Source organism: Streptomyces sp. NPDC005706 (assembly GCF_040631045.1).
GTDB lineage: Bacteria > Actinomycetota > Actinomycetes > Streptomycetales > Streptomycetaceae > Streptomyces.
This window is the reverse complement of the sequence record NZ_JBEXYS010000005.1, coordinates 63,972-82,329: the sequence shown is the minus strand read 5'-3', so window position 1 is coordinate 82,329 and position 18,358 is coordinate 63,972. Positions and strand designations below refer to the sequence as shown.

At 71.6% G+C, this 18,358-nt stretch carries 20 protein-coding genes; 11 read left to right on the top strand and 9 right to left on the bottom strand.

Features of this window, described 5'->3' with window-relative positions:
* Window positions 1-6: 6 nt before the first annotated feature.
* A complete protein-coding gene (locus ABZ478_RS11655) occupies window positions 7-1,704 on the bottom strand; it encodes a bifunctional 3'-5' exonuclease/DNA polymerase (RefSeq protein WP_359547713.1) in 1,698 nt (565 codons plus the stop codon).
* Window positions 1,705-1,784: 80 nt separating this feature from the next.
* Window positions 1,785-2,543, bottom strand: a complete 759-nt coding sequence (locus tag ABZ478_RS11650) for a Clp protease N-terminal domain-containing protein (RefSeq protein ID WP_359547711.1) — start codon at window positions 2,541-2,543, stop codon at window positions 1,785-1,787.
* Between the two features lie 133 nt (window positions 2,544-2,676).
* Here ABZ478_RS11650 and ABZ478_RS11645 point away from each other — a divergent pair, with 133 nt between their 5' ends.
* Entirely contained in the window at window positions 2,677-3,783 is a 1,107-nt protein-coding gene (locus ABZ478_RS11645) for a DUF2786 domain-containing protein (protein ID WP_359547709.1), read from the top strand.
* Window positions 3,784-3,817: 34 nt separating this feature from the next.
* On the opposite strand, the gene ABZ478_RS11640 is transcribed toward ABZ478_RS11645, so the two are convergent.
* Together ABZ478_RS11640 and ABZ478_RS11635 are read right to left on the bottom strand one after the other, a co-directional pair.
* Entirely contained in the window at window positions 3,818-4,333 is a 516-nt protein-coding gene (locus ABZ478_RS11640) for a DUF4232 domain-containing protein (RefSeq protein WP_359547707.1), read from the bottom strand.
* Window positions 4,334-4,414: 81 nt separating this feature from the next.
* Window positions 4,415-4,903: a hypothetical protein gene (locus ABZ478_RS11635; RefSeq protein WP_359547705.1), complete on the bottom strand. Its 489-nt coding sequence runs from the start codon at window positions 4,901-4,903 to the stop codon at window positions 4,415-4,417.
* 215 nt (window positions 4,904-5,118) lie between these two features.
* On the opposite strand from ABZ478_RS11635, the gene ABZ478_RS11630 reads away from it, so the two are divergent.
* The 4 genes from ABZ478_RS11630 (at window position 5,119) to ABZ478_RS11615 (ending at window position 6,768) form a co-directional block, all read left to right on the top strand.
* Complete coding sequence (locus ABZ478_RS11630; RefSeq protein ID WP_359547702.1) at window positions 5,119-5,493, top strand: VOC family protein; 375 nt, start codon at window positions 5,119-5,121, stop codon at window positions 5,491-5,493.
* 40 nt (window positions 5,494-5,533) lie between these two features.
* The gene (locus tag ABZ478_RS11625; RefSeq protein ID WP_358937519.1) at window positions 5,534-5,881 is read left to right on the top strand and encodes a metalloregulator ArsR/SmtB family transcription factor; all 348 of its coding nucleotides are present in this window, start codon (window positions 5,534-5,536) and stop codon (window positions 5,879-5,881) included.
* Window positions 5,878-6,351 (top strand): SRPBCC domain-containing protein, encoded by a 474-nt coding sequence (locus tag ABZ478_RS11620; protein ID WP_359547700.1) that lies wholly within the window; start codon window positions 5,878-5,880, stop codon window positions 6,349-6,351. The genes ABZ478_RS11625 and ABZ478_RS11620 overlap by 4 nt, the downstream gene beginning before the upstream one ends.
* A gap of 198 nt (window positions 6,352-6,549) precedes the next feature.
* Window positions 6,550-6,768 carry a DUF397 domain-containing protein gene (locus tag ABZ478_RS11615; RefSeq protein WP_051105974.1) on the top strand — a complete coding sequence of 73 codons (219 nt, stop codon included), beginning with the start codon at window positions 6,550-6,552 and terminating at the stop codon, window positions 6,766-6,768.
* 79 nt (window positions 6,769-6,847) lie between these two features.
* Here the strand turns inward: ABZ478_RS11615 and ABZ478_RS11610 are convergent, their stop codons facing one another.
* Window positions 6,848-7,396, bottom strand: coding sequence for an ATP-binding protein (locus tag ABZ478_RS11610; protein ID WP_359547697.1), 549 nt, complete (start codon window positions 7,394-7,396; stop codon window positions 6,848-6,850).
* 334 nt (window positions 7,397-7,730) lie between these two features.
* Between ABZ478_RS11610 and ABZ478_RS11605 the strand changes: the two genes are divergently transcribed.
* The 4 genes from ABZ478_RS11605 to ABZ478_RS11590 all read left to right on the top strand — a co-directional run bounded on the left by ABZ478_RS11605 (window position 7,731) and on the right by ABZ478_RS11590 (window position 11,397).
* Complete coding sequence (locus ABZ478_RS11605; protein ID WP_359548313.1) at window positions 7,731-8,555, top strand: helix-turn-helix transcriptional regulator; 825 nt, start codon at window positions 7,731-7,733, stop codon at window positions 8,553-8,555.
* Between the two features lie 70 nt (window positions 8,556-8,625).
* On the top strand, window positions 8,626-10,086 hold the full coding sequence (locus tag ABZ478_RS11600; RefSeq protein ID WP_359547694.1) for an aldehyde dehydrogenase family protein: 1,461 nt from the start codon (window positions 8,626-8,628) through the stop codon (window positions 10,084-10,086).
* A 106-nt stretch (window positions 10,087-10,192) separates the two neighbouring features.
* A complete protein-coding gene (locus tag ABZ478_RS11595) occupies window positions 10,193-10,732 on the top strand; it encodes a DinB family protein (RefSeq protein WP_359547692.1) in 540 nt (179 codons plus the stop codon).
* Between the two features lie 23 nt (window positions 10,733-10,755).
* A complete protein-coding gene (locus ABZ478_RS11590) occupies window positions 10,756-11,397 on the top strand; it encodes a PadR family transcriptional regulator (RefSeq protein WP_359547689.1) in 642 nt (213 codons plus the stop codon).
* A gap of 56 nt (window positions 11,398-11,453) precedes the next feature.
* On the opposite strand, the gene ABZ478_RS11585 is transcribed toward ABZ478_RS11590, so the two are convergent.
* Both ABZ478_RS11585 and ABZ478_RS11580 read right to left on the bottom strand, forming a co-directional pair.
* Complete coding sequence (locus tag ABZ478_RS11585) at window positions 11,454-12,857, bottom strand: glutamate decarboxylase (protein ID WP_359547687.1); 1,404 nt, start codon at window positions 12,855-12,857, stop codon at window positions 11,454-11,456.
* Window positions 12,858-12,884: 27 nt separating this feature from the next.
* Window positions 12,885-14,171 (bottom strand): ion channel protein, encoded by a 1,287-nt coding sequence (locus ABZ478_RS11580; protein ID WP_359547684.1) that lies wholly within the window; start codon window positions 14,169-14,171, stop codon window positions 12,885-12,887.
* 112 nt (window positions 14,172-14,283) lie between these two features.
* On the opposite strand from ABZ478_RS11580, the gene ABZ478_RS11575 reads away from it, so the two are divergent.
* On the top strand, window positions 14,284-15,045 hold the full coding sequence (locus ABZ478_RS11575) for a MerR family transcriptional regulator (protein WP_359547681.1): 762 nt from the start codon (window positions 14,284-14,286) through the stop codon (window positions 15,043-15,045).
* A gap of 17 nt (window positions 15,046-15,062) precedes the next feature.
* Here ABZ478_RS11575 and ABZ478_RS11570 read toward each other — a convergent pair whose 3' ends face one another.
* Window positions 15,063-15,428 carry a YbjQ family protein gene (locus ABZ478_RS11570; RefSeq protein WP_250402311.1) on the bottom strand — a complete coding sequence of 122 codons (366 nt, stop codon included), beginning with the start codon at window positions 15,426-15,428 and terminating at the stop codon, window positions 15,063-15,065.
* Window positions 15,429-15,570: 142 nt separating this feature from the next.
* Between ABZ478_RS11570 and ABZ478_RS11565 the strand changes: the two genes are divergently transcribed.
* Entirely contained in the window at window positions 15,571-16,581 is a 1,011-nt protein-coding gene (locus ABZ478_RS11565) for a VTT domain-containing protein (protein WP_359547677.1), read from the top strand.
* Window positions 16,582-16,586: 5 nt separating this feature from the next.
* On the opposite strand, the gene ABZ478_RS11560 is transcribed toward ABZ478_RS11565, so the two are convergent.
* A complete protein-coding gene (locus ABZ478_RS11560) occupies window positions 16,587-18,251 on the bottom strand; it encodes a threonine/serine exporter family protein (RefSeq protein WP_359547674.1) in 1,665 nt (554 codons plus the stop codon).
* Between the last annotated feature and the right edge of the window lie 107 nt (window positions 18,252-18,358).

The following is an 18,358-nucleotide window of genomic DNA, read 5'->3' as shown; positions in this document are numbered from 1 at the left end:
CTGCCCTCACTTGGCGTCGGCGTAGCACTCCACCACCGCGGTCGTGAACGGGAAGCGCACCGGTGTCTCGCCGAAGGTCAGCCGCCCGGCGAGGCGCGAGGCCTCCCGGATCGCCTCGACGACCGTGCCGGCCTCGTCGGCGGGACAGTGCACGATCACCTCGTCGTGCTGGAAGAAGACCAGCTCGGCCTCGAGGTCCGCGCAGGCCCGGCGCAGCCCGGCGAGCAGCAGCAGGGCCCAGTCGGCGGCGCTGCCCTGCACGACGAAGTTCCGGGCGAAGCGGCCGCGCGCGCGGGAGTCGCCCGAGGTGTGGCCAGGGCCCCAGCCCGGACCGTCCGCCTGGTTGCCGGTGTCGTCGTCGCCGACCGGGATGCCCGCCTCCTCGGCCGCGTCCTCGCCCGGGCCGGCGACAGGTGGGCAGGTCCGGCCCAGCCAGGTGCGGACGAGCCGGCCCTCCTCGCCGGCCCGGGCGGCCTCGTCGACGTAGGCCACGGCCCGGGGGAAGCGGCGTCTGAGGGCGGCGAGGTTCTTCAGACCGTCACCGGAGGTCTGGCCGTAGACCGCGCCGAGCACGGCGAGCTTGGCCTGGTCCCGGTCGCCCGAGAAGGCGCGGTCCGAGACGGACTGGTACAGGTCGCTCTCGCGCCCGGCCACCTCCATCAGGCCGGGGTCGCGGGAGATGGCCGCAAGGACGCGCGGCTCCATCTGGTCGGCGTCGGCCACGACCAGCCGCCAGCCGGGGTCGGCCACCACGGCCCGCCGGATCACCTTCGGGATCTGCAGCGCGCCCCCGCCGTTGGTCACCCAGCGCCCGGTGACCGTGCCGCCGGCCAGGAACTCGGGCCGGAAGCGTCCGTCGCGCACCCAGTCCTGCAGCCAGGACCAGCCGTGCGCCACCCAGATGCGGTACAGCTTCTTGTACTCCAGCAGCGGTTTCACCGCCGGGTGGTCGACGGAGGCGATCTCCCGTCGGCGAGTGGACCGCACCTTGATCCCGGCCCCGGCGAAGGCCTTGACCACGTCGGCGGGCAGGTCGGGCCGCACCCGGCGGCCGAAGGCGGCCGACACCTCGTCCGCCAGCTCGGCCAGGCGCCGCGGCTCGCCGCCGCCCGCGTACCGCTCGCCCAGCAGGTCGCGCAGCAGCTCGCGGTGGACCTCGGCGCTCCAGGGCAGGCCGGAGCGGTTCATCTCGGCGGCCACCAGCATCCCCGCCGACTCGGCGGCGGTCAGCAGCCGCATGCGGTCGGGGAGGGCGGTCCGCTCGTGCCGTCGCTGCTGCTCGGCGTAGACGGCGAGCAGATCGGTGAGGGGCAGGCGGTTGCCGGCGGGCTCGAACAGCGGGGACTGGGCGCCAGGGTCGGCCTGCCGCTGCGGTGGGTCGGGCGGTACGGGGCCGCCGCGGAGGCGGGCCAGGGCGGCGGCGGCCGAGCGCGGCTCGCCGTGCCGGCCCTCGTGGCCCAGCAGGAGTGTCTCGGCGTCCTCGATGTCGTAGCACCGCTCCACTCGCACCCCCGTGGCGAGCAGACGCGGGTAGACGTCGGCGGTCGACCGCCACACCCAGCGCGTCACCTCCGGACGGCTCCGCACCGCCCCGGCGAGATCGCTCTCCCGCCGCACCGGCCCGGCGGGCAGCCCGTCGGGGCCGAGGGGGGCGACGTCCACGCCACCGTCCTCGGCCGCCGCGAGAGCCCACCGGCCGGACATGGGAAGGAGTCTGGCAGGCGGCACTGACAATGGCTGTGACCTGCGGGTCCATCACGGCGGAGCCGTGCGTTGCCCGGGGGTCAGTCCGTCGCCGCCTCCTCCGCGTCCGCCGCCGCCTTCTTGTGCTCCAGCAGCGTCGCCAGCACCTTGCCGATGAACTCCTCGGTCGCCGCCTTGGTGATGCCGAGGCCGCTGAGGACGCCCGTGCCGTTCTCGTGCTCCAGCAGGGCCAGCAGGAGGTGCTCGGTGCCGATGTAGTTGTGGCCGAGCCTGAGGGCCTCGCGGAAGGTGAGTTCCAGGACCTTCTTGGCCTCGGGGCCGTAGGGGACGAGGTCGGGAGCGTTCTCCGCGGCCGGCGGGAGCGCCGCGGTCGCGGCCTGGCGCACCGTGTCCAGCGGGACGCCCTGCGTGGTGATCGCCTTCGCGGCCAGGCCCTCCGGTTCGGCCAGCAGGCCGAGGACCAGATGCTCGGGGCGGCCCTCGGAGTGGTGGGCGGCCACCGCCTCGTTGTGCGCGGACATGACCACGTTCCGCGCGCGGGGGGTGTAGCGGCTGAAGCCCTGGCTGAGGTCGAGGTCGGCCGACTCCTTGGGCACGAACCGCTTCTGCGCCGCCTGCCGGGTCACGCCCATGCTCTTGCCGATGTCGGTCCAGGAAGCGCCCGACCGGCGGGCCTGGTCCACGAAGTGGCCGATCAGGTGGTCGGCCACGTCACCGAGGTGATCGGCGGCGATCACCGCGTCCTGGAGCTGGTCGAGGGGTTCGGGATGAACCTTCTTGATCGCCGCGATGAGGTCGTCGAGGCGTACGGATGCCGTGATGTTCGGGTTGGTCGCCATGTGTCAACCGTAGGTTGCGCTGAAGGGGGTGTCAACTGTCGGTTGACAGTGTCCGCCGCCAGGGCCCGCCGGGTTGTCCACAGGGTGTGGACGGCCTGCGCCCGCCGCCGGTGGCCCGTGGCACGATCGACGGGTGACCAGCACTGCCAGTACCGTCGAACGGGCCTTCCGCGCCGCCCTGTACGAGGACAACGACGCCGGACTCGACACGGGTGCCTCCCTGCTCGCCGCCGACCCCGCGGCGGACACCGAACTCACGCGCCGGGGCGAGGAGTTCGTAGCGGCCGCCTGGCGGCGCGGCTGGCAGCCCGCCGATGTCGTACGACTCGTGCGGCGCGAGCTGGACGAGGTCCACCTGGCGCTCGTGTCGGCGCTGATCCGGGCGCAGTCCGGGCAGGACCGCGCCCGCGGGCGCCGCTGGGCCGCCCAGCTGGAAGCCCTGCCGGAGTCCACCGCGCGAGCGGGCGACCGCTTCTCGCACGCCACCGCGGCGCTGGAGCTGTACCGCCTGCTGCTGCGCCTGCCCGCCCTGGAGATCCTGGAGGAGCCCCGCCGTGATCCTGGGCCCGGCGCCTCCCGCATGCTCAGCCGCATCCGGGCGCTGCTCGCCAAGGCCGAGGCCACCGGCTACCCCGAGGAGGCGGAGGCGCTCTCGGCCAAGGCGCAGGAGCTGATGGCCCGGCACAGCGTCGACGAGGCGCTGCTGGCCGCCGAGGCCCCCGCGCCGGACGCGCCCGGCGCCTGCCGAATCGGCGTGGAGCCGCCGTACGAGCAGGCCAAGGCGGTGCTGCTGGACGCCGTGGCCACCGCCAACCACTGCCGTGCGGTGTGGAACGAGGCGCTCTGCTTCGCCACGGTCGTCGGTTTCGAGGCGGACCTGGAGGCGGTCGAACTGCTCCACACCTCGCTGCTCGTGCAGGCCACCCATGCGATGACCAAGGCCGAGGCGGCGCAGCGCGCCGGCGGCCGCAAGCGCACCAAGACGTTCCGGCAGTCGTTCCTCGCGGCCTACGCGCACCGTGTCGGCGACCGCCTCGCGGCCGTGGCCGGAACCCAGGTGACCCAGGACCTGCTGCCGGTCCTCGCCACCCGCGAGATGGCCGTCACCGACCGGCTCGAGCACATGTTCCCCGAGACCACCACGACCCGGCTGCGCGGGGTGAGCGACGCGGCGGGCTGGACGGAGGGCGCGCGGGCGGCGGACCAGGCCCAGGTCAGGGCCCGCCCCCGGCTCGGCTGACCCTCGGGGCCCGGCCCGCCGCACCGCGCGGACGTCAGTCCCCGACCTGCTGGAAGGCGCTGACGGAGGCGTCCGGGGTGCCGGCGGAGCCCTTGGTCGCGACGGGCCCGTAGGACCACGGGAAGCTCCGGGCGGAGGTCGTGCCGGGCAGGCTGATCTTCACCAACTTCGCCACCAGTCCGGCCTTGCCGCCCGCGCCGCCGCGGACGTAGGTGATGGTGAAGGTCGCCGAGTCGCCCTTGGCGAGCTTCAGCTTCTGCGGCTTCGCCCCCTCCTGCACGGGCAGCTTCACCTCGCCGCCGCCGGTGCTCAGCGTGGCGCCGGGGAAGTGGTCCAGGGTGCAGGGCGTGCTCTGGTTGGTGATGCTGACGGGCACCTCGCCGGTGTCACCGGCGGCCGGGGCCACGCTCGCCGAGCCGATCTGCACCGCGACCCCGCCGATCTCGCAGGCGGAGCCGCTCTTGCCGTTCTTGCCTCCACCGCCGTCGTCACAGGCGGTCAGCAGAAGGGCGGCGGTGAGGGCGGTGACGGTGAGCGGAATGGCGCGCATGAGCAGGTCCCATCGAGGTCGTGACGGTCTTCTCGCATCATGGCGCCTGCGCCGGGGGTCCGCTCACGCACCCCACCGAATTCACCGCTTCAGGGTGGTCGGCATCCCCGAAGGCAGCTTGCCGCCCTCGGCCTTGGTGTAGGTCTCCTCGCCGAGCTTGCCGGACCAGGTCACCTTCAAGGTGTTCTTGCTCGCCGGTTCGACCATGCCGCTGACCCGGTCCTTGCTGCCGTTGGTGCAGTCCAGGTGGATCATCCGCATGCCCGACTCGGCGCCGGCGGTGCCGGCGCACGTGGCTCCGCCCGTCGCGAAGAGCCCGGCCTTCTTGCCGGTGATCACCAGGGCCACGATCGACCCCTTGGTGGTGGTGACCCAGCTGCCCTGAAGCTCGCCGGAAGCGCTGGTGACCGTGCCCGTGGAGCCGCTGCCGGACTCCGACCCGGCCGTCGGTGCCGGGGCCGGTGAGGAGTCGTCCTCGGCGCCGCCCCCACCGCACGCGGTCAGCGCGAGCGCGCCCACCAGCCCCGCCGCCGCGGCCGCCGTCCGCACCCTTGCAGTCGCCGTAGTCACGTCAAGCTCCCAAGCTGTAGCGAACCGGGCCGTCCCGGGGCCGTCGTCCCGCTCGGGACGGCACCCCCGAACCGGAGGGACCGCAGCAAGTTACCAGCCGTTACCCCGAACACTTCCGGACGCCGTGCGGGAAATCCCCCCATGGCTGCTCACCGGGTACCCGTAGGGAATCCCCTACGGTGACGCGTCGGAAGATGCCTACCTATGCTCGGCGCATGACCATCACTCACGCCTCTTTCGTCACCCTCCCCGTCTCCGACCAGGACCGCGCCCTGCGCTTCTACCGCGACGTCCTCGGCATGGAGGTCACCGCCGACCGGCAGTTGCCCCAGGGCCGCTGGCTCCAGGTGGCCCCCGAGGGCGCGCAGACCGCCTTCACGCTCTCCGGGCCGGGGATGGGCGGTTTCACGCCCGGCTCCGCGCACGGGATCATGTTGGTCACGACCGACGTCGACGCGGACTGCGCCAGGCTCGCCGCTGCCGGAACCCCGGTGCAGGGGCCGGACGAGCTCCCCTGGGGGCGCATGGCCTCCTTCGCGGACCCCGACGGCAACGGCCTGATGCTGCTGACGGAGAAGGAAGGCTTCTGACGCCCCATGAACCGGACCGCCCCATGAATCCGGCCGCCCCGTGACCGGGACGGGTACCGCCGCCGAGGACCGTGTCTTCGCCGCGCTCGCCAACGCCACCCGCCGCGAGGTGCTGCGGCTGCTGCGGGAGCGCGGTCCGCAGGCCGTGCAGGCCCTGGCCGAGCACTTCGACATGCGCCGTCCGAGCCTGTCCGAGCACCTCAAGGTGCTCCGGGACGCCGGCCTCGTCTCCGAGCAGCGCTCCGGCCGCCAGCGCATCTACCGCCTGGAGGCGGCGCCGCTCGCCGAGGTGCAGGACTGGCTCCATCCGTACGAGCGGTTCTGGCGCGACCGCCTGAAGGGCCTTGGCGATCTGCTCGACCGCATGCCCGACGATGAACACCCATGAGCACCGCACCGCCCGGTGACGCCGACGACCTCACCACCGTCCGCGTCGACCAGTTCTTCCCGCATCCGCCCGCCAAGGTCTGGCGCGCCCTGACCGAACCCGCGCTGCTGGCCCGCTGGCAGATGCCCGGCGCCGAGGACTTCCGGCTCGAGGTCGGTCACCGGTACCGGATGACCTCGGTCCCGCGCCCCGCCACCCGCTTCTCCGGTGTCGTCGAAGTGCGCGTCCTCGCCTACGTCCCCGAGCGGATGCTGTCCCTCCGCTGGGCCGACGCGGATCCCGCCGGTCCCACGGACTGGACCATCACGTGGACCCTGGAACAGGAAGGGCGCGGCACGCGTCTGTTCCTAGTGCACGAGGGATTCGATCCGGACGACCCGGCGCAGATGATGGCGCGGAAGATCATGAACGGGGGCTGGAGAGGGCATGTGCTGCCGTCTCTCGGGCGGACGCTGGAACGGCTTCGGTAAAGCGGACGTCAAAGCTGTAGTCGCGGCAACACACCCCGTGCACGTGCATCTGCTCATGCAACTGCACATGAACGCAGCTATGATCCGGATCAGTTGACCAAGACATCCATGGCCACATCAGCCAAGTGCACCACCGGGGAGCGACCTGTGGACCGCGACGTTGACGGCGTGTACGGAAGGTACGACGTGTACAACGGCATGGCTGCCACGCAGCTGGACGGAGTGGCCTGGCAGAAGAGCAGGCACAGCAACTCGCAGGGTTCCTGCGTGGAGTTCGCGCGCCTGCCCGGCGGTGATGTGGCGGTGCGCAACTCGCGTTTCCCGGACGGGCCCGCGCTCGTCTACACGCGTGCGGAGATCGAGGCGATGCTCCTCGGAATCAAGGACGGCGAGTTCGACCACCTCATAGCCGGCTGAAACGACTCAGCGCCCCAGGGAGCGGTGGCGACCCGGTGTACGCGCGTAGACACCGGGCGTGACTCGGCCACGCGGCATGTCAGTCGGCCGGCCGGAGCCGGAACAGCGCCCAGACGACCTTGCCGTTGAGCGTGCCGGCGAGCGGATGCCAGCCCCAGCCGTCGGCGAAGGAGTCGACCAGGAACAGCCCCCGGCCGGACTCGGCCGAGAAGTCGTCCGAATCGCGCGGCGCCGGCGTCTCGTCGCTGGGGTCGCGCACCGCGCACACCAGCCGCTCGGTCCAGCGCAGCAGATGCAGGCGGACGGCGGGCGGCTGCGGCGAGCGGGCGGCTGCGGCAGGACCGGACGGCGCGGACCGCCGGGCCTCGCCGGACGGGCGCTGATGGGGGATGGGCAGGCCGTGCCGCAGGGCGTTGGTGACGAGTTCCGAGACGACGAGACATATGTCGTCGAAACGGTCGCCCACGTCCCACTGGTCCAATGTGCGGCGGGTGAAGCGCCGGGCCTCGCCCACCGCCTCGTAACGGGCCGGCAGGGCGCAGGAGGCGGCATCGGAGACGGCTGCGGGGTCCAACGGCGGAAGGCCCTGCCGTAACGGCTTGAGCATGGTCGATCCATTCGTCCCCATGCGAGGCACTCCCGGGAATTCGCGGTCGTAGCGATGCAGCGGTGGCGCGGCACCATGGTTTCGGATGGGACAGGCAGATGCAAGGGCAGATGCACGTGCACGTGACCGAAATGATCTGGCCCGTACCGCTTCTTGGCCATTTTTTCTGCCACATTGGACCATGCGACTGTCAGAGGTACGTACCTCTGCCTGCGGAAAACGGCTGACCTCTTTCCGTTTCCGTAACCGGACGAGTACTGCTCGAAGTGTTTTAGTGGCAGACTGCGGCCCCTGGAGACGGTTGGGGAGGCTGGCGAACGTGAGCGCGGGAGAGCCCGGATCGGTGGTGCGGCGCATGCTGCTCGGCTCGCAACTCAGGCGGCTGCGTGAAGCACGGGGGATCACGCGCGAGGCGGCGGGTTACTCGATCCGCGCGTCCGAGTCGAAGATCAGCCGGATGGAGTTGGGCCGGGTGAGCTTCAAGACCAGGGACGTCGAGGATCTGCTGACGCTGTACGGCATCAGTGACGAGGCGGAGCGCGAGTCCTTGCTCTCCCTCGCCCGGGAGGCCAACGTGGCGGGCTGGTGGCACAGTTACACCGACGTACTGCCGAGCTGGTTCCCCACCTACGTGGGCCTGGAGGGTGCCGCCTCGCTGATCCGGGTGTACGAGGTGCAGTTCGTGCACGGCCTGCTGCAGACCGAGGAGTACGCCCGCGCGGTGGTCCGGCGCGGCATGAAGGGCGCGAGCCCGGCCGACGTGGAGCGGCGGGTCGCGCTGCGCCTGGAGCGGCAGAAGCACCTGCTCGCGGACAACGCCCCCGAGCTCCACATCATCCTGGACGAGGCCGCCCTGCGCCGCCCGTACGGCGACCGTGACGTGATGCGCGGCCAGCTCCAGCATCTGATCGACATCTCCGGGCGCCCCAACGTCCGGCTCCAGGTGATGCCGTTCGGCTTCGGCGGGCACTCCGGCGAGAGCGGCGCCTTCACCATCCTCAGCTTCCCCGACGCGGACCTGTCCGACGTGGTCTACCTGGAGCAGCTGACCAGCGCCCTGTACCTGGACAAGCGCGAGGACGTCGCCCAGTACGAGCAGGCGCTCAAGGAGCTCCAGCAGGACAGTCCGGGCCCGGACGAGAGCCGGGACCTTCTCCGGGGTCTCCTTCAACTCTCTTGAAACACAAGTACGATGACGCGTGATCAGACCGTGACGTGGCTCCTGTGTCTGCTACCGATTGAGGGATCACATGCCGTCCTACTTCAGCGACCTGGCCCAGCAGTACATCGACGGTGAGTGGCGCCCGGGCACCGGTTCCTGGGACGTCATCGACTTCAACCCGTACGACGACGAGAAGCTGGCCTCGATCACCGTGGCGACGGTCGACGAGGTCGACCAGGCCTACCGCAGCGCCGCCCGCGCCCAGAAGCAGTGGGCCGCGACCAACCCCTACGCCCGCCGTTCGGTGTTCGAGCGGGCGCTGCGGCTGATCGAGGACCGTGAGCAGGAGATAGCCGACCTGATCGTCGCGGAGCTGGGCGGCACGCGCGTGAAGGCCGGCTTCGAGCTGCACCTCGCCAAGGAGTTCCTGCGCGAGGCGGTCCACCTGGCGCTGCGCCCGGAGGGCCGGATCCTGCCCTCCCCGGCCGACGGCAAGGAGAACCGCGTCTACCGGGTGCCGGTGGGCGTGGTGGGCGTGATCAGCCCGTTCAACTTCCCGTTCCTGCTGTCGATCAAGTCCGTGGCCCCGGCCCTCGCGCTCGGCAACGGCGTGGTGCTCAAGCCGCACCAGAACACCCCGATCGCGGGCGGCACCCTGGTGGCGAAGATCTTTGAGGACGCGGGGCTGCCGGGCGGCCTGCTCAATGTCGTCGTCACCGACATAGCCGAGATCGGCGACGCCTTCATCGAGCACCCGGTCCCCAAGGTCATCTCCTTCACCGGCTCCGACAAGGTCGGCCGGCACGTCGCCACCGTCTGCGCCTCCCACTTCAAGCGCGCGGTGCTCGAACTGGGCGGCAACAGCGCGCTGGTGGTCCTGGACGACGCCGACATCGACTACGCGGTGGACGCGGCCGTCTTCAGCCGCTACGTGCACCAGGGCCAGGTCTGCATGGCGGCGAACCGGGTCCTCGTGGACCGCTCGGTGGCCGAGGAGTTCACCGAGAAGTTCGTCGCCAAGGTCCGGACGCTGAAGGTCGGCGACCCGCGCGACCCGCAGACCGTCATCGGCCCGGTGATCAACTCCCAGCAGGCGAACGCCGTCTCGGGCGCCGTGGAACAGGCGCTCGCCGAGGGCGCCACCGCCCTCGTGCACGGCACCACCACCGGCAACCTGGTCGAGCCCAGCGTCCTCACCGACGTCCCCGCCGGCTCCGCCCTGCTCCAGCAGGAGATCTTCGGCCCGGTCGTCTTCCTCGTCCCCTTCGACGGCGAGGAGGAGGCGGTCCGGATCGTCAACGACACCCCCTACGGTCTCAGCGGCGCCGTCCACACGGGCGACATCGAGCGTGGTGTCGCGTTCGCCAAGCGGATCGACACCGGCATGTTCCACGTGAACGACGGCACCGTGCACGACGAGCCGCTGGTGCCGTTCGGCGGCGAGAAGCACTCCGGCCTCGGCCGGCTGAACGGCGAGACGACCGTCGACGCCTTCACCACGGTCAAGTGGATCTCGGTGCAGCACGGCCGCAGCGGCTTCCCCTTCTAGCGGGCGCCCGCAAACGCGTGCCGGGCCCTTGCGGACAGAAGCTGACCGCAAGGGCCCGTAGTTTCGTCGGTGTCAGGCAACAGGACCCGATGAAAGGCGGCCGGTCATGGTCACACACGTGGCGGCGGAGACGCAGGGCGACGAGCGCGGGGCGCTGCTCGCGTTCCTGGAGGAGCAGCGAGGCGGTATCCGCCGGGCCCTGCTGGGGCTGACCGAGGAGCAGGCCCGCTCCCGTCCGAGCGCCAGCGAGCTGTCCCTCGGCGGGCTGCTCAAGCATGTCGCCGAGGTCGAGCAGAGCTGGCTGGCCCGGGCCCGGCAGGAGCCGCCGGCGGTCCACCGCGACCAGTCGAACTGGGACGAGTGCTTCCGGCTCACCGACGACGAGACGGTGGCCGGGCAGCTCGCGTACTGGGAGAAGGTCGCCGGCGAGACGGAGAAGTACATCCGTTCCGCGCCCAGCCTGGACGACACCTTCCCGCTGCCGCCCGACCCCTGGTTCCCGCCGGAGGGCCGTGTCTCCCTGCGCTGGCTGTGCCTGCACCTGATCCGCGAGACCGCCCGGCACGCCGGCCACGCCGACATCATCCGGGAGTCCCTGGACGGGAAGACCGCCTTCGAGCTGGTGGCCCTGGAACAGCGGGGCTGAGCCGCGGCCATAACCTGGACGGCATGTCAGCGATCCGTCTCCTCGTGCTGGGCGCGGTCCGCCAGCACGGGCGGGCCCACGGCTACCAGGTGCGGGGCGACCTGGAGTACTGGGGCGCGCACGAGTGGTCCAACGCCAAGCCGGGCTCCATCTACCACGCCCTGAAGCAGATGGCGAAGCAGGGGCTGCTGCGCGCGCACGAGATCGCGCCGTCCACCGCGGGCGGTCCGCCGCGCACCGAGTACGAGATCACGGACCCGGGCGAGACGGAGTTCTTCCGCCTGCTGCGCGAGTCCCTGGTCTCCTACGACCAGAAGATGGACATCCAGTCCGCCGCCATCGGCTTCCTGGTCGAGCTGGAGCGGGCCGACGCGCTGGACCTGCTCCGGGAGCGGATCCGGCGCATCGGGCAGTGGCGTTCCGCGGTCACCGGGAACTACATCCCCGAGGACGGCCCCGGACAGCTCGGGCACATCGGCGAGATCATGAACCTCTGGCTGCACACGGCCGACTCGGACGCCGCCTGGACCCAGGGGCTCATCGCCCGCCTGGAGGCCGGCGCGTACACCTTCGCGGGGGAGGGCGAGCCGTTCGTGGGCGTCCTCACCGAGGGCCAGGACAACCCGTACGCCACGGGGGAGCGGCACCCGGGGGACGACCGCTGACCCGGCACGACCCCTGATCCGGTACGGCCCCTGCGGACAGGCCCTAGTGATGGGCCCTAGTGATGGAAGCTGGTGGCCGCGTCCCGGTCCTTGGTGAGGGGATGCGGCTGCAGGCGCAGTTCCGGCAGCAGCCGGGCCAGGTCGTCCACGAACAGGTCGGCCAGGTCGTGGGAGAAGCCGTTGCGGCACACGACCCGCAGCACCGCCAGGTCCTCGCGGTTCGGCGGGAAGGTGTAGGCGGGCAGCAGCCAGCCGTGCTCGCGCATCCGCCGGGAGACGTCGAAGACGTCGTAGGGCAGGCCGCCCTGGGTGGTGAAGGCGAACACCGGCAGCTCGTCCCCGCGCGTCAGCAGCCGGAAGTCGCCGAGCGCCTCGATCTTCCCGGCGAGCGAGCGCGCCACGTCCCGCGTGGCCTGCTGCACCGCCCGGTAGCCCTCACGGCCCAGCCGCAGGAACGAGTAGTACTGCGCGACGACCTGGGCGCCGGGGCGGGAGAAGTTCAGGGCGAACGTCGGCATGTCGCCGCCCAGGTAGTTGACCCGGAAGACCAGTTCCTCGGGCAGCGCCTCCTTGTCCCGCCACAGCGCCCAGCCGACGCCCGGGTAGACGAGGCCGTACTTGTGCCCCGAGGTGTTGATCGACGCCACCCGCGGCAGCCGGAAGTCCCACACCAGGTCCTCGTCGAGGAACGGCGCGATCATCGCCCCGGAGGCGCCGTCCACGTGCACCGGGACGTCCAGCCCGGTGCGCTCCTGGAGGGCGTCCAGGGCCGCGCACAGCTCCGCGATCGGCTCGTACGACCCGTCGAAGGTGGAGCCGAGGATGCCGACGACACCGATGGTGTTCTCGTCGCACAGCTCGGCCGCCGCCTCGGGGTCCAGGTGGTACCGGTCGCCCTCCATGGGCACCAGCCGGGCCTCCACCTCCCAGAAGTTGCAGAACTTCTCCCAGCAGACCTGGACGTTGACGCCCATGACCAGGTTCGGGCGTGCTCCCGGGTAGCGGTCGGCGTTGCGCTGCGCCCAGCGGCGCTTGAGGGCCATCCCAGCCAGCATGCACGCCTCGCTGGAACCCGTGGTCGAACAGCCCACGGTGGCCGACGGGTCCGGGGCGTTCCACAGGTCGGCGAGCATCGCCACGCACCGCCGCTCCAGCTCGGCCGTGCGCGGGTACTCGTCCTTGTCGATCATGTTCTTGTCCCGGCACTCGCCCATCAGCACCCCGGCCTGCGGCTCCATCCAGGTGGTGACGAAGGTGGCCAGGTTGAGCCGCGAGTTGCCGTCCAGCATCAGCTCGTCGTGCACCAGCTGGTACGCCGTGGACGGCGGCAGCGGGGTGTCGGGGAGCCGGTGCGTGGGCGGTGCCTCGGTCATTCCGCCGACCGGATTGGCCTCGCCGTAGAACGGGTTGACCGACATCAGGCGCTCTTCGCGCTTCTCCGGACCTTTGTGCAGGGCCATGACATGCCTCCAGACAGGCGGATGGGGTCAGCGGACGGAGGTGCCGTCACCGCGCAGCTGCATCTGCGGCCGCCCCGTCACCAGCAGCCAGGCTGGCAGTGAGGCGATGCAGAGCAGGGCGATGATGGCGGGGGAGGCCACCAGGACGGCGGCCGTGAACAGACTCACCCAGCCCTGCCGGGTGATCGCCAGCAGCATGCCCAGCACGCTCGCGGACACGCCCAGCGCGGCGGGTACGGCCGGGACGAGCGCGTGGGCGCACAGACCGAGCGCGGAGCCCACGAAGACGGCGGGGAAGATCCGGCCGCCCCGGAAGCCGCAGGAGGCGGCGACCAGCAGCGCCGCCAGCTTCACCACGGCCATGGCGGCGAACTGCCCGGCCGACCAGCCCGTCGGGTCATGCGCCAGCTCACCCACCTCCGACAGCCCCTTGAAGAGGGTCAGACGACCGCCCAGGGCGGCCAGGGCGCCGAGCACGAGACCGCCCGCCGGGAGCATCAGCATCGGGTGCCGCAACCGCTGGAAGGCCGCGTGGACGTAGGGAAAGGCGCGCACGGCGCACATGCCGAGCAGGGCGGCCATCGAGGCGATCACCAGGGCCGCCAGCAGGTCCGTCCAGCGCGGCCGGCCCAGCGGCGGCAGGCCCAGGTCGAAGGCCGGGCGGTACAGCAGCGAGGTGGTCAGCGCGCCGACCGCCGCCGCGGTCAGCGGCGCGAACAGGTTGTCCCACAGCAGACCCCTGACCGGCCGCCCGGCCAGCGCCTCGGAGATGACCAGGGCCGCCGCCACCGGGGTGCCGAACAGCGCGCCGATCGTCGCCGCCTCCGCCAGCATCGGCCACAGGGCCCCTGGCATCCGGGACAGCAGGCGCCCGCCGAGCCAGGCCGCCAGGCCGACGTTCACGGCGATGATCGGGTTCTCCGGGCCCAGGCTCGGCCCGCCCGCCAGCATCAGCCCCGTCGCCAGCACCAGACCGGGCAGCACCAGGGGCGGCAGCACCGGAGCGTCCAGACCGGTGGTCGCCGGATCCGGCCCGGCGTGGCCCGGTACCTTCCAGACCACCAGCCCGACGGCGAGGCCGGTGGCCACCAGCATGACGAACATCCACAGCACCGAGTAGGGGCCCACGCCGAGCGCGTTCGGCAGCGGCCCCCACAGCACGTGCTGCAGTTGCTCCGCGCCCAGGCTCAGGCCGACGTAGACGAGGCTCGCGGCCACGCCGACCGCGACAGCGGGCAGGATCAACGGCAGCAGGGCCCGCGCCGGGCTCGCCGGCCGGGTCGAGCGGGCCTGCTGCCCGGTGTCCTGGGTCACGTCGTCACGATAAGCGGACACACCGCCGCGAACATCCGGAGCGCGTCCGGCTTGCACCTCACGTGGCGTGAGGCCCCAGCGTGGTGCCCGTACCGACGACAAGGAGCGGAAAGTGAGCTACTCCGTGGGACAGGTCGCGGGGTTCGCCGGAATCACGGTGCGCACCCTGCACCACTACGACGAGATCGGTCTGCTCGTGCCCAGCGAGCGCACCCACGCCGGCCACCGGCGCTACAACGACGCCGACCTCGACCGGCTCCAGCAGATCCTGTTCCACCGGGAACTCGGCTTCCCGCTCGACGAGGTCGCGGCCCTGCTCGACGACCCGGACGCGGACCCCCGCGCGCACCTGCGCCGCCAGCACGAGCTGCTGACCGCCCGGATCGAGAAGCTGCAGAAGATGGCCGCGGCCGTGGAGCACGCCATGGAGGCACGCACGATGGGCATCAACCTCACCCCCGAGGAGCGGTTCGAGGTCTTCGGGGACAACGACCCCGAGCGGTACGCCGAGGAGACCGAGCGGCGCTGGGGCGGCACCGAGGCCTACGCCGAGTCGCAGCGCCGGGCCGCCCGCTACACCAAGGACGACTGGCGGCGCATGCAGGCCGAGACCGACGACTGGACCGCGCGCTACGTCGCCCTGATGGCCGCCGGCGGGCGGCCGGCCGACGAGGCGGCCATGGACCTGGCCGAGGAGCACCGCCGGCACATCGGCAAGTGGTTCTACGAGTGCCCGCACCCCATGCACCGCTGCCTGGGCGCGATGTACGTCGCCGACGAGCGCTTCAAGGCGTTCTACGACTCCGTCCGGCCCGGCCTCGCCGACCACCTCAGCGAGGCGATCGCCGCCAACGCCGACCGCCGCACGGCGTGATCCGCCGGCCCGGGGGCCTACTCCCGGGCCAGCACGACGGCCGTGCCGTAGGCGCACACCTCGGTGCCCACGTCCGCCGCCTCGGTGACGTCGAAGCGGAACATCAGCACCGCGTTGGCGCCACGCGCGCGTGCCTGCTCCACCAGCCGCTCCATGGCCTGGTTGCGGGTCTGCACGAGGGTCTTGGTGAGCCCCCTCAGCTCGCCGCCGATCATCGACTTCAGCCCGGCACCGATCTGGCTGCCGATGTGCCGCGAGCGCACGGTCAGTCCGAAGACCTCGCCGAGCACCTGCTGCACCCGGTAGCCGGGCACGTCGTTCGTGGTCACGACCAGCACGTCCGGCTGGGGCCCCTGGCCGCCGCCGTAGTCATCGAGTCCCATGGGTCACAGCTTTCTCCCGGTCGCACCACAGTGCATCCTGGAGGCACCGGTGGAACCTGGGGCGGTCACCCCACGTTGGTAGCTTTGTGCGGCCGCCCCCCATGGACGCCGTAGCCGCCTCACCCCTCAGGAGCCCGGACCCGTGACGACACTCGCCCTCGGCCCGAGCTGGCTGGACCCCCAGTACCTGCTGGACACCTACAGCATCTGGGGCCTGCTGCTCATCGTCTTCGCCGAGTCCGGCCTGCTCATCGGCTTCTTCCTGCCGGGTGACTCGCTGCTGTTCACCTGCGGTCTGCTGATCGCCACGGACGCGCTGGACTTCCCGCTGTGGGCCGCGATCGCCCTGATCTGCCTCGCCGCGGTCCTGGGCGACCAGGCGGGCTACATGTTCGGCAAGAAGGTCGGGCCCTCCCTGTTCAACCGGCCGGACTCACGGTTGTTCAAGCAGGAGAACGTCGCCAAGGCGCACGAGTTCTTCGAGAAGTACGGCCCGAAGTCCCTGGTCCTGGCCCGCTTCGTGCCCGTCGTGCGCACCTTCACGCCGATCGTCGCCGGCGTCAGCGGCATGCGGTACCGCTCGTTCCTGACCTTCAACGTCATCGGTGGCGTCCTGTGGGGCGCGGGCGTCACCCTGCTGGGCTCCTGGCTGGGTCGGCACGCGATCGTCAGGGACAACATCGAGGCGATCCTCATCCTGATCGTCCTCGTGTCGGTGGTCCCGATCGCGATCGAGTACCTGCGCGCGCGGAGCAAGAACAAGAAGGCCGCGCAGCGGGAGGGGGACGAGGCACAGCCCGCCCAGCAGCAGCACCCCGCTTCCGGGTTCCAGCAGCGGCCGGTCATGGACGACGCGACGACCCGCCTGCGCCGCATCGAGCCGGAGGAGCCGTACCAGCAGCCCTACCGGCAGCAGCCCCAGCAGGAGCCGCAGCACTGGAACCAGGGCGGCTACGAGAGCGACCAGTACTACGGCCAGGGGCAGCACCAGCAGCCCCACCAGCAGCCGCGGTACGACCAGAACGGGCCCCAGTACGACCAGAACGGGCCCCAGTACGACCAGAACGGGTACGACCCCAACCAGTACGACCAAAGCCAGTACGGCCAGAACCAGTACCCCTACGGCACCCAGGGCGACTACCGCACCCGCTGAGACCGTCAGAAACCGCGGGTCCGCTTCGCCGCGCGCCGCTTGCCGGCGGAGCCGACCCGCAGGGTCAGCCGGGAGATCTCCGACCCGAGGTTGACCCCGATCGCGATCGCCATGGCCAGGGACGCCGCCTTGGCCAGCGACACCAGACCCTTGTCGACCTCGTTCTGCGCCATGTTCAGCAGCCCGAAGTAGGTGGCCGAACCCGGCAGCAGCGGTCCGATGGCCGCGGTCGTGTACGGCAGCGCCGACGCGAACCGGAACCGGGACAGCAACTGCCCGAACAGCCCCACCAGCCCCGCCGCCACCGCCGTCGAGGCCACCGGCGAGATCCCGCCCGCGTAGTGCATCGCGCCGTACACCGACCATGCCACGCCCCCGTTGAGCGTGACCGCCGGCACGGTGGACCGCTCCTGCTGCAGCAGCACCGCGAACGTCAGCGACAGCACCATGGACGCGGCGATCTGCACCAGCGGCCGCTCGGAGATACCGCCCAGCGCCGCGTCGGGATCCAGCGTGCCGCCCACCTTCACCCCGAAGTACAGGACGACGAGCACCCCGGCGACGATGCCGACGAAGAAGTACATGACCTCCAGCAGGCGCGCCGAAGCGGTGATGTAGAAGCCCGTCAGGCCGTCCTGCACCCCCGCCACCAGCGCCCGCCCGGGCAGCAGCGCGAACAGCCCACCGGTGACCACCGCGGACGCCTTCACATCGACGTGCGCCAGCGAGAACGCCACCCCGATCGCCGCCGGCGGCATCGCGGCCACCGTGAACTGGTAGAACTCCGGCAGTCCACGCCCCGCGCACAGCCAGGCCAGCCGGTCGCCGAGCATCGCGCCGAGCGCGGCGGCGATGAACACGATCAGATCACCGCCGACCAGCACCGAGGCCGCACCGGCCAGCAGCCCGCTGGCCAGGGTCAGCGCCCAGCCGGGGTACGGGTGCCGGTTGCGGCGGATCTCGGCCAGCCGCCGGTAGGCCTCCTCCAGGGAGACATGGGTCTCCGGGTCGGTCAGGTCGTCCACCAGGTGGAACACGGCCGCGAGGCGGGTGTAGTCGGTGCCCCGCCGCCGCACCGTGCGCGAGGCCGTCACCGGGTCGTCCACCAGTGACGGCTGGTGGGAGATCGACAGCAGGGTGAAGGTGACGTTCGGCTCGCAGCGGTCCAGGCCGTAGGACCGGCACACCGCGAACATCGCGGCCTCCACGTCCTCCGCGCCCTCACCGCCGGCCAGCAGCAGCTCGCCGATACGCAGGGTCAGGTCGAGCACACGCGGAACCGCCGGGCCCTCTTCCTCGGCCCGCTGCACGGGCTCGGGCGCCGGCCGCTCGGCCACCGGCATGCGCAGCATCGTGCGCATCCGGTCCTGCCACGGCGCGTCCTTGATCAGGCTGACCGCGGGCACACCCGTCGCCGGGGTGAACGCCACCAGCGAGTCCGTGGCGCTGTAGGTGCGCGGCAGGCTGAACGCCGACCCCTCCGGCTCGGCGCTCGCGGGCAGCGGCGCCTGCAGCCCCTCGGGCACCGAGAACTCGGACGTGGTCTCCGACTCGCCCCCGCCCCTGGGGACCGCCAGTCCCTCGGGGAGGGCGAACTCGGACGTGATCTCCGGGTCGTACGCGGTCCGCGCCTCGTCCGACCGGGGCTTGCGGTCCTCCGCCTCCGTCACCTCGCACCGCTTCCTGAACGACACCTCTCGTAGGCCTCAGTATGCGCACGCCTACGCAAACGGGCCGCGCCACCCCACCAGGGTGCCGCGGCCCGCGTCGGGCAAAC

Coding starts and splice junctions, on each gene's coding strand:
- ABZ478_RS11600 (WP_359547694.1), top strand. CDS start 8,626: ATGCCGTCCTACTTCAGCGACCTGGCCCAGCAGTACATCGACGGTGAG.
- ABZ478_RS11615 (WP_051105974.1), top strand. CDS start 6,550: ATGGCTGCCACGCAGCTGGACGGAGTGGCCTGGCAGAAGAGCAGGCAC.
- ABZ478_RS11620 (WP_359547700.1), top strand. CDS start 5,878: ATGAGCACCGCACCGCCCGGTGACGCCGACGACCTCACCACCGTCCGC.
- ABZ478_RS11605 (WP_359548313.1), top strand. CDS start 7,731: ATGCTGCTCGGCTCGCAACTCAGGCGGCTGCGTGAAGCACGGGGGATC.
- ABZ478_RS11595 (WP_359547692.1), top strand. CDS start 10,193: ATGGTCACACACGTGGCGGCGGAGACGCAGGGCGACGAGCGCGGGGCG.
- ABZ478_RS11590 (WP_359547689.1), top strand. CDS start 10,756: ATGTCAGCGATCCGTCTCCTCGTGCTGGGCGCGGTCCGCCAGCACGGG.
- ABZ478_RS11640 (WP_359547707.1), bottom strand. CDS start 4,333: ATGCGCGCCATTCCGCTCACCGTCACCGCCCTCACCGCCGCCCTTCTG.
- ABZ478_RS11610 (WP_359547697.1), bottom strand. CDS start 7,396: ATGGGGACGAATGGATCGACCATGCTCAAGCCGTTACGGCAGGGCCTT.
- ABZ478_RS11650 (WP_359547711.1), bottom strand. CDS start 2,543: ATGGCGACCAACCCGAACATCACGGCATCCGTACGCCTCGACGACCTC.
- ABZ478_RS11630 (WP_359547702.1), top strand. CDS start 5,119: ATGACCATCACTCACGCCTCTTTCGTCACCCTCCCCGTCTCCGACCAG.
- ABZ478_RS11570 (WP_250402311.1), bottom strand. CDS start 15,428: ATGGGACTCGATGACTACGGCGGCGGCCAGGGGCCCCAGCCGGACGTG.
- ABZ478_RS11585 (WP_359547687.1), bottom strand. CDS start 12,857: ATGGCCCTGCACAAAGGTCCGGAGAAGCGCGAAGAGCGCCTGATGTCG.
- ABZ478_RS11655 (WP_359547713.1), bottom strand. CDS start 1,704: ATGTCCGGCCGGTGGGCTCTCGCGGCGGCCGAGGACGGTGGCGTGGAC.